This window comes from Bacillus sp. 95MFCvi2.1 (assembly GCF_000374965.1).
GTDB classification, from domain to species: domain Bacteria; phylum Bacillota; class Bacilli; order Bacillales; family Bacillaceae_G; genus Bacillus_A; species Bacillus_A pseudomycoides.
Genome location: NZ_KB895694.1, coordinates 25,631 through 37,909 on the forward strand (window position 1 = coordinate 25,631; position 12,279 = coordinate 37,909).

12 protein-coding genes and 1 pseudogene are annotated in these 12,279 nt (G+C 35.8%); 3 read left to right on the plus strand and 10 right to left on the minus strand.

Annotated elements, in window-relative coordinates; translation table 11 throughout:
* Positions 1-102 precede the first annotated feature (102 nt).
* The 3 genes from spoIIP (C568_RS0109010) to C568_RS0109020 form a co-directional block, all read right to left on the minus strand.
* Positions 103-1,233, minus strand: coding sequence for a stage II sporulation protein P (gene spoIIP / locus C568_RS0109010; protein WP_016114609.1), 1,131 nt, complete (start codon positions 1,231-1,233; stop codon positions 103-105).
* Between the two features lie 399 nt (positions 1,234-1,632).
* Entirely contained in the window at positions 1,633-2,601 is a 969-nt protein-coding gene (locus tag C568_RS0109015; RefSeq protein ID WP_003197170.1) for an SPFH domain-containing protein, read from the minus strand.
* A 2-nt stretch (positions 2,602-2,603) separates the two neighbouring features.
* The gene (locus C568_RS0109020; RefSeq protein ID WP_003197168.1) at positions 2,604-3,032 is read right to left on the minus strand and encodes an NfeD family protein; all 429 of its coding nucleotides are present in this window, start codon (positions 3,030-3,032) and stop codon (positions 2,604-2,606) included.
* Between the two features lie 279 nt (positions 3,033-3,311).
* Between C568_RS0109020 and C568_RS0109025 the strand changes: the two genes are divergently transcribed.
* Entirely contained in the window at positions 3,312-4,529 is a 1,218-nt protein-coding gene (locus C568_RS0109025; RefSeq protein WP_018781319.1) for an MFS transporter, read from the plus strand.
* A gap of 50 nt (positions 4,530-4,579) precedes the next feature.
* Here the strand turns inward: C568_RS0109025 and C568_RS0109030 are convergent, their stop codons facing one another.
* The 5 genes from C568_RS0109030 to spoIIP (C568_RS0109050) all read right to left on the minus strand — a co-directional run bounded on the left by C568_RS0109030 (position 4,580) and on the right by spoIIP (C568_RS0109050) (position 9,471).
* Positions 4,580-6,055: an amidase family protein gene (locus tag C568_RS0109030; RefSeq protein WP_006094623.1), complete on the minus strand. Its 1,476-nt coding sequence runs from the start codon at positions 6,053-6,055 to the stop codon at positions 4,580-4,582.
* Between the two features lie 229 nt (positions 6,056-6,284).
* Positions 6,285-6,731: an NUDIX hydrolase gene (locus C568_RS0109035; RefSeq protein ID WP_003197163.1), complete on the minus strand. Its 447-nt coding sequence runs from the start codon at positions 6,729-6,731 to the stop codon at positions 6,285-6,287.
* A 23-nt stretch (positions 6,732-6,754) separates the two neighbouring features.
* The gene (locus C568_RS0109040) at positions 6,755-7,495 is read right to left on the minus strand and encodes a M15 family metallopeptidase (protein ID WP_006094622.1); all 741 of its coding nucleotides are present in this window, start codon (positions 7,493-7,495) and stop codon (positions 6,755-6,757) included.
* Positions 7,496-7,506: 11 nt separating this feature from the next.
* Positions 7,507-8,004, minus strand: a complete 498-nt coding sequence (locus C568_RS0109045) for a GNAT family N-acetyltransferase (protein WP_016114607.1) — start codon at positions 8,002-8,004, stop codon at positions 7,507-7,509.
* A gap of 312 nt (positions 8,005-8,316) precedes the next feature.
* Complete coding sequence (spoIIP, locus tag C568_RS0109050) at positions 8,317-9,471, minus strand: stage II sporulation protein P (RefSeq protein ID WP_003206948.1); 1,155 nt, start codon at positions 9,469-9,471, stop codon at positions 8,317-8,319.
* A gap of 89 nt (positions 9,472-9,560) precedes the next feature.
* On the opposite strand from spoIIP (C568_RS0109050), the gene C568_RS35265 reads away from it, so the two are divergent.
* A complete protein-coding gene (locus C568_RS35265) occupies positions 9,561-9,854 on the plus strand; it encodes a hypothetical protein (RefSeq protein WP_016114606.1) in 294 nt (97 codons plus the stop codon).
* A gap of 101 nt (positions 9,855-9,955) precedes the next feature.
* Here C568_RS35265 and iscB read toward each other — a convergent pair whose 3' ends face one another.
* Positions 9,956-11,203 (minus strand): RNA-guided endonuclease IscB, encoded by a 1,248-nt coding sequence (gene iscB / locus C568_RS0109060; protein ID WP_016114605.1) that lies wholly within the window; start codon positions 11,201-11,203, stop codon positions 9,956-9,958.
* Positions 11,204-11,474: 271 nt separating this feature from the next.
* Here iscB and C568_RS35270 point away from each other — a divergent pair.
* Positions 11,475-11,770 (plus strand): annotated as a pseudogene (locus tag C568_RS35270) (permease).
* Here the strand turns inward: C568_RS35270 and C568_RS0109075 are convergent.
* A complete protein-coding gene (locus C568_RS0109075) occupies positions 11,761-12,276 on the minus strand; it encodes a DUF1572 domain-containing protein (protein ID WP_018781321.1) in 516 nt (171 codons plus the stop codon). The pseudogene C568_RS35270 and the gene C568_RS0109075 overlap by 10 nt on opposite strands.
* Between the last annotated feature and the right edge of the window lie 3 nt (positions 12,277-12,279).

Below are 12,279 nucleotides of genomic sequence, written 5' to 3' on the forward strand. Positions count from 1 at the left end.
ACCAATCTCAACTCAAAACTACTGCCTTATTTCACATTATGAAATTCTAGTAAAATTTTTAAGGGACATGTAAAAAAGGAACAGTTCCCTGTTCCTTTCACATCATTCATTCACCTTCTCCGCATCCCAATAATATTTACTAAATGCTTCAGTTAACACATCAATTGTGTTATATAGCTCTTCTAAAGTATTATCAACGCCACCAACTTCGATAAGCATGGCATTTTTCGATAAATCTTGATTATAGACTCCATTTCCATCCTTTTTATACTTTGGAAAAATCCCTCTACTTAACCCATAATAGTTTTCATCTAAATACGAATTTATCGCTCTTGCAATCTTTTCATTATCAGAACGCCCTGCATTTTCCATCCCTATTATAAAATATAACCTCGCATAGGATTTTCCATTAATCACTTTTGTCGTAACATTCTTCCGCTGATCGTCCCTGTGAATATCAATTGGAAACATAATCTTATCATTTTGTGCCAAGGCTTCTTTCACATATCCATGAGATGCGGTATATGCTTGATACCATTTCCATTTCTTATTCGCCAATAAATCACCCATGTTTGTTTTGTCATGAAGAACCGGTATTCCCTGCCCTTCCAACTGTTCTTTTAGACGCTCTCCCAAAAGCGAGACATTTACATCCGGACTTGATGGACTCTTCGCCCCAGGTAACAATGGATAAAAGGACTCCCAACTATGCGTGTGATAAATATATACAGCTTTTTCACCTTTTGCATCGTTTTTATTTTTTTGTACAGGATTCTTTTTGTCTGCTTCTGTGACTTTATCTTTCGCTACTTCCCGTTCTTTCGTTACCTCTTCAATCGGTACACTAGATTCATTCGGAATATTCGTATAGTCCGTTCCTTCTCCAGCTACGATAATATTAGAATAGTACTTTGACATCCCCGGTACTTCTTTGCCAACGAACGTTCGTAAATCATGTATTTTCAGATCTGTTGTGATAGAAAACAATAAATTCCCAACAGACTCTCGTTTATTTGTTTTAAAATAATCCGATGCAAAATAACGATTTTCACTCTCAAACATTTGAATAAATCCCTGCATTGATACTTTTCCAAACCACTGACTCGCATAATAAGATTTCATAGTATGTAAAAGCGAGGTCACAATAGACGCCGCCACTATCACTACAAATACATATGATAAGATTAAAAATAGAAATTTCTTTCCATGTATACGAGTTGCATACTTTTTCAATGTATCACCTTCTTTATCATTTTAGGTGAGAAGCCCCCACCTCAAGGAACGTGAAGGGCACAGATCAATGAGTAAGTGGTGGTAGTTCAAACATGGATATGTACAAGCTTTATGTAATATATATTTACTAGACTTTTAAATTAGACCTTACATACTAGAATTCCATTTTCAATTTGTGTTGCACCCAAGTTTAAGTGTAAGTTAAAAATAATGTCTTTTCTTACCTAGCCTCACTTAGAACAAATACAAATGATATACAAATCTTCAAAATATCTACAGCCCGTTTTGTACAATCCTCCCTAATTGAACTACCCCCACCTTCACTTCGTTTAGATGAGGGGGTCTTCTCGGTTAAAATGATAAAAAAAGAGAAATGGCAGCCCATTTCTCTCTCATTAGTTATTGTTCTTTCGATGTATCCGACGATGGTGATTTCTTCGCTTGTTTTTCTTTAAAAATTTCACCGATTGCACCAAGTGTGCCAAGTGTTTCAATTGCATTAGATGGGATGAAGACCTTATTTGCTGGTCCTTTCGCTACTTCAGCTAACGATTCAAATGATTTATAAGCAAGAACGCGTTCATCTAAGTCCGCTGCACGTATTAATTCGATTCGGTTTTGTTCTGCTTTCGCAATCGTTTCAATTGCTCTTGCTTCCCCTTGCGCTTCTAATTCTTTCGCTTCTCGTATACCTTCTGCTTCGCGAATACGCGCTTCTTTATCCCCTTCAGCCATCAAGATTTTACTTTGTTTTTCCCCTTCAGCACGAAGAACTTTATCTTGTTTAGCCGCTTCTGCTTCTAGAATAATCGCACGCTTATTACGCTCTGCTTTCATTTGTTTTTCCATGGATACCTGCACATCTTTTGGTGGATTAATATCAACAACTTCCACACGTTCAATACGAACGCCCCACTTCTCTGTTGCTTCGTCAAGAGCTAGACGAATTTCTGTTGAAATCTTTTCACGCCCTGATAATGTTTCATCCAGCTCCATCTTACCAATGATTTGACGCATTGTTGCAGATGTAATATTACGAACACCATATTCATAGTTAGAAATACCATATGTCGCAAGTTCCGGTTCAACGATTTGATAGAAAATTATTGTATCAATTTCTACCTGTACGTTATCTTTCGTAATTACCTTTTGTGGTGGCACATTTGTTTGTTGAATACGTAAATCATGGTATACACGTATACGATCTACAATTGGGATTATTAGATTTAACCCTGGCTGCATGATGCGTTGGAATTTACCAAATCTTTCAACCACACCTACCTTTTGTTGGGGCATGATTTTAATTGTTAACGCGATAAATACAATGACAATTAATGCAAAAATAATCGTTAATGTTAATGCTACCATTTTTATTCACTCTCCCTTTTCACATATAAAACAGTGCTGCTCCTCTTTATAACAATGACTCTTTCCCCAGTAGAAATGGGAACATCTGAAATAGCAGTCCAAGTATCGCCATCCACTTTCACGATCCCATTCCCTTCACTTGTAATCGCTTGCAGGATAATTCCTTTTTTACCAGCTAATTTATCGACAGTATCGATAAATCCTTTTGCCTCTCGAAAATTTTTAGAGATTCGTTTCGTAAAGAAAGTCAATGTTAAACTTACAATTGCTCCTACAACAACTTGTAAAAATAGTGCATCTGGAGCAAACAATGCAATAAGACCTCCGACAACCGCTCCAATTCCAAGCCATAACATGTAAAAGGTAATCGATAACATTTCTGCTATAAATAAAATACCGGCTATAATAAACCAAACTACCCATCCAGCCATATGTAACCCTCACTTTCTTTTTTATTTTCTATATGTATATGAAAAAAAAGAATTGTTTATCACGTCCTCCTAATTAAGGCGAGACGTTTCATCGGAAGCTACTATACATATTCACTGTTATAATGAGTATTATTAAAATAGTATATTAATATATTCTTTATTATACATGAAAATCCCTGTATAAAAGTTACAAAAAATAAAATTCTTTCAAAAATTTATTCCACGAATTATGATTACTATAAAGAAATATGTATTATTCTTTGAGTGGAGGTACCAATATTGCACCAACGATCGCTATCCTTTTATTGGTTTTCTAAAATGTGCATCACTCTTGCTGAAGTTGTTTACATAATGATTCTTACTACTCATATTTATATAACAACCAAATCAGCTACTATCACAGCTCTTTTTCCATTATTACGAGTTATTACAAGTTTTATTGCGAGTACATCCGCACCACTTTTAATGAACCGTTTTCCATCTTATTCATTGCTCTTTACATTGCAAGGCGTTAAGACTTTCTTTTTTATTCTTTTAACTGCATTATTTCCCTTACTATCATCTAACATCATTGCCCTTCTTGCTTTTATTATTCTCATTTCATTATGCGAAGGTTGGAGTTCTCCTTTATTATACGCTGTTATTCCACGTCTAACATCACAAGAAAAGTTAGTAAAAGTAAATAGTGTCTTTTCCTTTTCAACACAAATTGTTCAAGCAGCTGCTTATTCATTCACAAGTGTAGTGGTCTTATTGATTGGTGCCACTTCTACACTTATGATAAACAACGTATTAATGATTTTGGGGTGTATTGCATTATATGTTTCATTGCGCGCTATACAAACTGAACAAACAATAGAGAAATCCTCTTCCAAATCAGCTGTATTAATAGAAGGATGGAAACTTTTATTTCAGCATCCCTCCCTCCGTATAGTTACATATATGGACTTAATTGAAACTTTTGCTGGAACGATATGGATTGGTGGTATTACTATGGCTTACGTAACGACTGTTCTTCATAGAGGAGCAGAATGGTGGGGTTATATCAACACAAGCTATTATTTCGGAACATTAATTGGTGGGCTATTAGCATGGCGAATGAGTACATATATTCAAAATAACTTAATACGCTCAATGGCCTTAGGATCACTTCTATTTAGCGTGCTTACCTTCTTATATGGCATAACAAGCAACGGATTTATTGCACTGTTTCTTTGTGTTCTAATGGGACCTTCCTATCAAATTCGAGATATTTCCCAAACAACCGTTTTACAATCAAGCGTACCACCATCTCTATTATCAAGAATGTATACAGCTCACGGTACACTTACTTCGGCTGTTTCAGGACTTTCTATGCTATGCGTTGGCATTATTACCGATATGTTCGGTGTCCGTACTATATATATCATTGCTGCTTTTCTAATTTTTTGTTCTGCTTGTTTATCTTTTATTTTGTTAAAACATACAAAACAGCAAGAAAAAGACATTTCTCTTTAAGTTCACAGAATGCAAAAAGGATAGGTTACCCTATCCTTTTTGCATTCTATTTACGATAAATTTGGAATTCGTCTATGTTTTGTAGCTTGTTCAAATGCATATGCAAGCTTAATTAAAGTCCCTTCGCTAAAAGCAGTACTTGCAAAAGTGATTCCAAACGGTCTTCCGCTTTTCATATATCCAGCCGGTACTGCTATGGAAGGATAACCAGCTTTGGCACATATTGTTGATCCTATATATGAAGGGAAGAGAATTGCATCAAGATCATATTTCTTTAACGCAAAATCAATTCCTTGTTCCTGGGAAAAATATAAATCTTCTAATTTTGCATTTAAGTATTCAGGGTTTCTTAACGTATTAGAAAAATCCTTTCCAAACTCCAACCTACTTTGTCCATATTTTAATGCTTTCTCTTCTATATTTTTATTAAATGCAATTAATTCAGAGATAGAATGGACTGGAATATTGGAAGGTAACTTGGAAAGATAATTATCTAGACTATGTTTTAATTCATACGATGAGACTCTCCAACTCCACTCCCTATGAAAAGATGGAATTTCGATATCTTCTAATACTGTTGCTCCTTCATTACGCAGTACTTGTATAGCATTCTGAAATAGTTCCTCATCATACTCTCCAGATTCGTAATAGCTTTCAGAGGCTTTGTTAAATACTCCAATTTTAGCACTCCTTAAACCATTAGAATCTAAATAAACCATATAATCTTGTTGAGCTCTTCCTTCACTTTTATAAGTTGCAGGATCAAGCTGGTCTATTCCTGTTAGACTCCCCAATAAAATTGCCGCGTCAGTTACTGTTCTAGCAAAAGATCCCGCTGTATCTTGCGAATATGTAAAAGGTATAATCCCCTTGCGACTTACTAAGCCAACAGTAGGCTTAATACCAACTACAGAGTTCTGAACTGCTGGACTTAAAATAGAGGCATCTGTTTCTGTTCCAACAGATAAAACGGTTAAGTTGGCAGCAACCGCTACGGCCGATCCTGTACTTGAACCACCAACAAAAAGGTCATCATCACCTGATCCATATGGATTAATGACTTGTCCACCTCTTGAACTATATCCAGCCCACATTTCAAAAGACATTCCATTCGCTAATTCTGTCATATTCGTCTTACCTAATATGACTGCACCTGCTTCACGAAGCTTTTCAACAAGAAATGCATCATGATTACTCCTATAGTTTTCAAGCGCAATTGTTCCTGCACTTGTATGCATTGAATCATTTGTTTCAATATTATCTTTTAAGAGAATAGGAATACCGTGCAAAGGACCTCTGACACCCTTTATTTTTCTTTCATGATCTAATCCTTCTGCGATAAAAATTGCATCTGGATTTATTTCTAAAATAGAATTTATTTTCGGACCGTCTTGGTCATACTTCGCTATTCTATGAAGGTAATACATAACTAACTCTTTCGAAGTAAGTTCCCCATTTTCCATCGCTGTTTGTATACCATGAATTGTTAATTCTTTTCTTAGTAGTTTATTGAATTGAATCTCCATCTGATTTCTCCCCTTACAAGTTGTTTCCTAGTTTCAGATCTTATCTTATTACTTATTAACTTTAATCATTGCCTTGTCTCCTCATTTCGACAAATTCACATCTGTTTAAACATTTCGTCTACCATACATAAAAACCTTCAAACAAAATAAAAAACGCCTTAGACGAATAAAACTATCTAAAACGTTGTTAACAATCACATATATTCTCTTCCTATTTTCAAACTCTCTTTTATTTCACATACACGTCCTCTAATAAATGTACAAATTCACCTTGATTCCCTGCTAATACAGGACACTTTGCTATATCAACCCATTCATAACAAAATGTTAGGCCCTCATCTTCCTCTCCTGCACTTACTATATGTTCCCACATATCTTTTACATCTGTTAATAATGAAATGTGAAAGAAGTGACGCTTTTGATACTCCTGTTTTTCTTTCATATAGATGATATAATCATCAATGAAACGTTCTATACATAAATGACGAAGTCCAGACTCTTCTATTACTTCACGCAGTACTGCTGCTTCTAATTTTTCTCCTTCGTCAACTGTGCCACCTGGGACCTGTATACCTGCTTCTGGTATATCACGATGAGTAAAAACAAGCAACTGCATAACTCCTGCTTTCTCCCTTGTAATGTATGCATATACTTTTTTCTTATATAACATCGTCATCTAATCCGTCTCCCCTCAATTCATTACTTCATCGCTTCCTCTAAGGTGAGTTGATTTTCATATAGATATGTCGCTTGTGGATTCCCTACATAACGTACGTGCCACGGTTCATACCGATAACCCGTAATGGACTCCTTCTCTTTTGTATACCGAATGACAAAACCAAATCGATGCGCATTTTGAGATAGCCATTTCCCTTCTTTTGTATCTCCAAAAACAGACTCTAATTGGAATTTAGCTGATTGTGATGTAATATCCATTGCGAGTCCCGTTTGATGTTCACTCGTTCCTGGAACAGCACTAGACATTGCTGTTTTTGCTTCTCCATCTTGAATCTTATACATTGTATTTAATGCTTTTTGCCGATCAAAAGACCGGTATCCAGAAACTGCAAAAAGAAAAATCCGCTCCTGATCTCCTTGCTCGAACATTTTTTCAAGTGCCTGCGCTGCTTCTTTCCTCATCTTCTTTTTCTCTTGATCACCTTCACTCGAATAACGCACTTTTGGAATAACTAAATCTTGTGGCTTATAACGATCTGGTAGCCGTCTGCTTTTATTTACAAGTACAAGTACGGAATCAGGATTATTGACAACCGCAAGATCTCCTTCCATTTTGGCAATAGTTTCTTGTGCTTTTGGAAATACAACGCTACTATTCACCTCTTGTGCCTGTTTATCTTTATACATTTTATAATTAATGCTTGCCACTCCAATAATAATTACAACTACTACGACACCCAGTAGTGTCCATCTTTTTTTCATACAACGACCTCTTATTTTAATAATTTGGCCATATAATACTCATCGACACGCTCACCCTCGACAATAAGAGAATCTTTTTTGACACCTTCTTGTTCAAATCCTGCTTTTTTATATAGTGCCTGCGCTCTTGTATTGTGGGCCATTACTGTTAATTCCAAACGCCATATATCATGTAATCTTGCCCACTTTTCTACTTCTTTAAACAATGTCGTCCCAATTCCTTTTCCGCCATATTCTTGTAAGATTCCAATTACAATTGCTGCTGCATGCTTGTTTCTTTGCACATTACCACCATTAGCTAAAATAAATCCAACTAATTGCTCCCCTTCTACTGCTACAAATATAGTAGAATTATAATCTTCTACAAAACGTTGAATCATTTGTGTTTGCTGCTCTACTGTTGTATTCCGTTCACCTGGTTCTAATAGCATAAAAGTAGTTTCTTCATCCAATTGTTTTCCTAATTGCAAAAATGCTGCTGCGTCCTCTACTCGAATTTCTCGAATCATTTCTATCACCCTACCAAGTTTATAATATAAAAATTTTCTTTATAAAGAGATTTTCGCTATTTTTTTATGAAATTCCTTTCTATTTTCCCCAGGAGAAATAGACAATTTTCGATATCAATATAATGAAGAAAAAATTGTGACAATAAAGTGAAACTTTAATCAGTGGGCGTTTTCTTCTTACCTCACTTAAATTTTTTACATTTGCTACATTTTAAAGTTGGGGCTTACTACCCGCGGATAGCGAGATAAAAGCTTAGCTTCCATCTTTTTATTTTTTGAACACACAAAAAAACGTAAGTATCTCACTTACGTTCATCCATTTACCTTTTCTGCTTGCCAAAAATATTCACTAAATGCTTTCGCCAATACATCAATGGAACGATTTAATTCTTCAGATGTATTATCTACACCTCCCACTTCAATTAAAATCGCTTGTCCTGATAAGTCCTGATTATAAACACCGTTCCCTGTTTGAAATCCCTTTTGAATAACACCGCGGCTTACTCCAGGATATTTTTTATTAATCGCTTCATGTAGCGCAGTTGCTAATTGTAAGTTTTTTGCATAATTTTTATTTCCTTTTCCAATGACAAAAGCAAGCTTCGCATATGATTTATCTCCAATCGCTTTTGTTGTGACATTTTTACGAGCGCTATCTCGGTGCAAATCAAAGAAGTATTGCAATTCTCTGTTACTAGCCATTGCTTCCTGTACAACTTCACGAGACATTTTATAAGAACTTGTATCATTTAAACCCTTACTAATCAACCTCTCCCCAACATCTGTTTTATCATTAACTGCCCCTATCCCTTCATTTTCTAATTGCTCACGGAATCTGTCTCCCAAAATAGAAATATTCGTCACAGAGCTTGTCGCTTTATTTGGATTTGGATTATTTGTCAAATTTAATAACGGTAAATAAGACTCCCAGCTATGCGTATGATAAATAAAGGCCACTTGTCTTTTCCCAGTTGTTTGAGATGGTTGTTTCTTGTCTTTATTTGTATCCGTTTTCGGAACTTGTCCTGCTTCTCCAGTCCGCTCTTTCACTACTTCCTCAAGTGGAACACTCGATTCTATTGGTAAGTTAGAATAATCTGTTCCTTCACCAGCAATGACGATTTCCGTATCGTATTTCCCAAAACCCGGAAGCTCCTTTCCAACAAAGCTACGTACATCATCAAATCGAATATTCGTTACAGTTGAAAAAAGAAAAGATGAAATCGAAAAATCTTGATTTAAATTCCGATATTCTTGTGTAAAATAGTGATTTTCCTTTCCAATCACATACATATAACCATTTATTGACAACTCATTCAACCAATTATATAAATATGCTGACTTTGTTTCTTTTAATGAAGTCACCATCATACTAATAAGAAAAAAAGTTGCTAACATCATAATGACAACAAATAAAATGAGCTTTCGTACACTCGTTAATTTTACATAAAAAAAGCCTCGATTCATAACATCACCCTCTCTGTTCCAACTTATGTACAAGCTATAGAGAATAGACCGCCTAAATTTCGGCTATATTGTCATAGAGGTGAAGTGAATTGAAGCTAATTATAGGTATAATTCCTATTGTTTTATCATGTGTTTTTTTATTATTTGCAGCACACCCTAAAATCCGTGCTTTCTTAGATATTTGCGCGTACCTTTCATTATATATACTGGGTATACTAATTGCTTTTAACATATATGATGTTGTACTGCACGGCTTAGTATTTATGACAACCATTCACAGTATTTTATTGAATCCATTATTTCTCCTTACCGGGGCTTATGTAGGAGTATATTCTTTATATCTCCTTATTTATAAACTAGTAACAAATGTAAGAAAAACTTAATACTTACCTTTAACGTATTTCCGAAAGAAGTCCCCATCTTCAAGCCCGTGACGGGCAATAGCCCAGCGATAAGGTTGGGATGAATTTCGTTTAGGCACAGCCTAACTGATTTGTAAGAACAACCAATTGTTATTATGGTGTATGCATTCTATATCCGATATCTTCACTTGCTTGTAAGACTTAGAAGGATTTTGTAGATAATGACCATCTATATCTTGTACATACATCATCTTCCCTGTAAATCCTGTCACAAATCCTACTTGTCCAAACACTTTTACTTTATCACCCAAATAGATTCCATGTACCTTTGGTGTATTTTTATTGTTTCGTTTTGCAGTTGTATTTTTTGTTTTTCTTCCTTTTCTTGCAGTCGATTCATGAAGGGATCGTTTTTTCTTTCTAAATTGTTTGATGCGAAATTCACCACTTTGCTCATATTCTTGTAGTTTTGTTGGGGTTGTAATCGCAATGGCATCATTATAATGTGTTTTCGATAAACGTAATTCTTTTCGTTTCGGTGTGGTGTAGCTGCCATACGTAATCTCACAACCTAAACGATTCATGATTTGCAGACGTAATATATTCATAAAAGCGGTCTCTTTATATTGTTTTGGTTTCTTGAAAATGTGTTTGATAGTTCCTTGGTGAAATTTCTGATGGCACTCTTCATGTACGGTTACAAGGTTATCTGCCATATCTGAACCGCCACTACATCGTTCAATGATATGATGCGTATGCAAAATACCGCCTTTTTTCTTACAAATTTGACAAGTATAATGATCTCTCGTAAACACGTAATACCTTGTATTCCAAAAGCCAAAGGCATCACCTTGTTGATATTCTTTTCCTTGTATGTCGGAGTTTTTTAGTTTTTGCGCATCAAACTTTCCTACTTCAACAATTACTTTTGGGGATGGTAATAACGAGCGGAATATTTCAATCCAATGAATTTGGTTATGCATCCTACTTTGAATCGATGGAGGCAACCAGCCTTCTCTCTTTTTTCGATTGAGAAAACGTGCTTTTCGATATCTTGTTTTTCGTTGTCTTCTACTTCTGCGTAATGTAGCTCTCAGTGTAAGATTCTCTTTAACGTCTTGACGTAACTCGATTGTTCCCTTTGCTAGCACTTTGTCTTCTGTGGTGATCGCAATGCCTACATACTTCGAACCGCTATCAACACCAATTGCAACGGATTGCACCGTTTCACCAGTAGCATACTGCAATTGAATTGTAAACGGAGTATACCCAATAATCTTGGCTTTTCCTTGTTTGAGAAGAAGCCTAGCTTTGCGATTGCTGCAAGGCATGAGCGGTTCTCCTCTTAAATTCTTGACAAATACACGCATGATTTGTCCCTCCTAAGAGTTTGTTTCCCTTCGCCAATGTTTGTAGGTGTTGGCAACTTCTTGTGCAAGAAGACTTGTGGTTGACCGTTCCTTCCCAACCAGAACTTTTACAGAGCCACCATAGAGCCAAGAACTAGGGAATCATTCTTGGGTATGCAACCTACGAACGGAGTCCACAAAGGACCGTGGCTAGACAACCAGAACTTTTACAAGCCCCCACTTCAAAACGCGCTAGCGTTTAAGTGGTGGGTAGTTGACATGGAGTGTAAAGATGAAACCACCTTTTATATGTCATAAATGCCAGAAGAAAATTATCAGAAAACAAGATCTTATCACCACAATATTTTACATACGTATCTACTTATTTCACAATACTTGTTTTAGCCAACAATTTTTCTTTTCTAGTTTCATTCCTATTAACACGTTATTTGGAGCATATTTCATTTGGTATACTCTCGCTATAGGGAGTGTTTTAACCATAACTGAACCCTCAATTATTTGGATCTTTTTTTACTACCAGCTCTATATCGCTTCATTTCTTATTATTATATCGAACGTCACTTTTGAAGATAGCGATTAGACTGTCCTTTAGGAATACTTAAACACTCCCAATCTTTTTCTTTCAGCAATTTCCCAACATAAATAATTTGTCCAATATGTGATGCATAATGAGCAATCTGCCTTTCAATTGCTTGCATAACACTATGCGCTTCACCACGAATATGAATTATCTTTAAAAGATCTTGCGGAGTTAATGATTGCAGCGCTTGAAAAACATACCCCCATCCTTCCCCCCATGCTGCTAGCACTTCTTCTTTTGAAGCATAACCGCCTTCAAATTCACCATCACGATTCCGATCTAGCTTTTCACCGTCTGTCGTTAAGAAATCTGTCCATCTTGAGCGCATATTCCCATGCAAATGTTTAATTATAATCGCAACACTATTTGCTTCTTCATGAGGTGTCCAGCATAGTTGTTCATATGATAACTGTGAAAGCGATTGTTCTCCTTGCTTTTGAATCGCCTTAAAGTTTGAAAAAACACATTCTAAATAAGCTTTTCTAACTTCCATTTC

Excerpts from the sequence above, each read along its gene's own strand:
- C568_RS0109015 (WP_003197170.1), bottom strand. The coding sequence starts at position 2,601 with ATGGTAGCATTAACATTAACGATTATTTTTGCATTAATTGTCATTGTA.
- C568_RS0109020 (WP_003197168.1), bottom strand. The coding sequence starts at position 3,032 with ATGGCTGGATGGGTAGTTTGGTTTATTATAGCCGGTATTTTATTTATA.
- C568_RS0109030 (WP_006094623.1), bottom strand. The coding sequence starts at position 6,055 with ATGGAGATTCAATTCAATAAACTACTAAGAAAAGAATTAACAATTCAT.
- C568_RS0109035 (WP_003197163.1), bottom strand. The coding sequence starts at position 6,731 with ATGACGATGTTATATAAGAAAAAAGTATATGCATACATTACAAGGGAG.
- C568_RS0109040 (WP_006094622.1), bottom strand. The coding sequence starts at position 7,495 with ATGAAAAAAAGATGGACACTACTGGGTGTCGTAGTAGTTGTAATTATT.
- C568_RS0109045 (WP_016114607.1), bottom strand. The coding sequence starts at position 8,004 with ATGATTCGAGAAATTCGAGTAGAGGACGCAGCAGCATTTTTGCAATTA.
- spoIIP (WP_003206948.1), bottom strand. The coding sequence starts at position 9,471 with ATGAATCGAGGCTTTTTTTATGTAAAATTAACGAGTGTACGAAAGCTC.
- iscB (WP_016114605.1), bottom strand. The coding sequence starts at position 11,203 with ATGCGTGTATTTGTCAAGAATTTAAGAGGAGAACCGCTCATGCCTTGC.
- C568_RS0109075 (WP_018781321.1), bottom strand. The coding sequence starts at position 12,276 with ATGGAAGTTAGAAAAGCTTATTTAGAATGTGTTTTTTCAAACTTTAAG.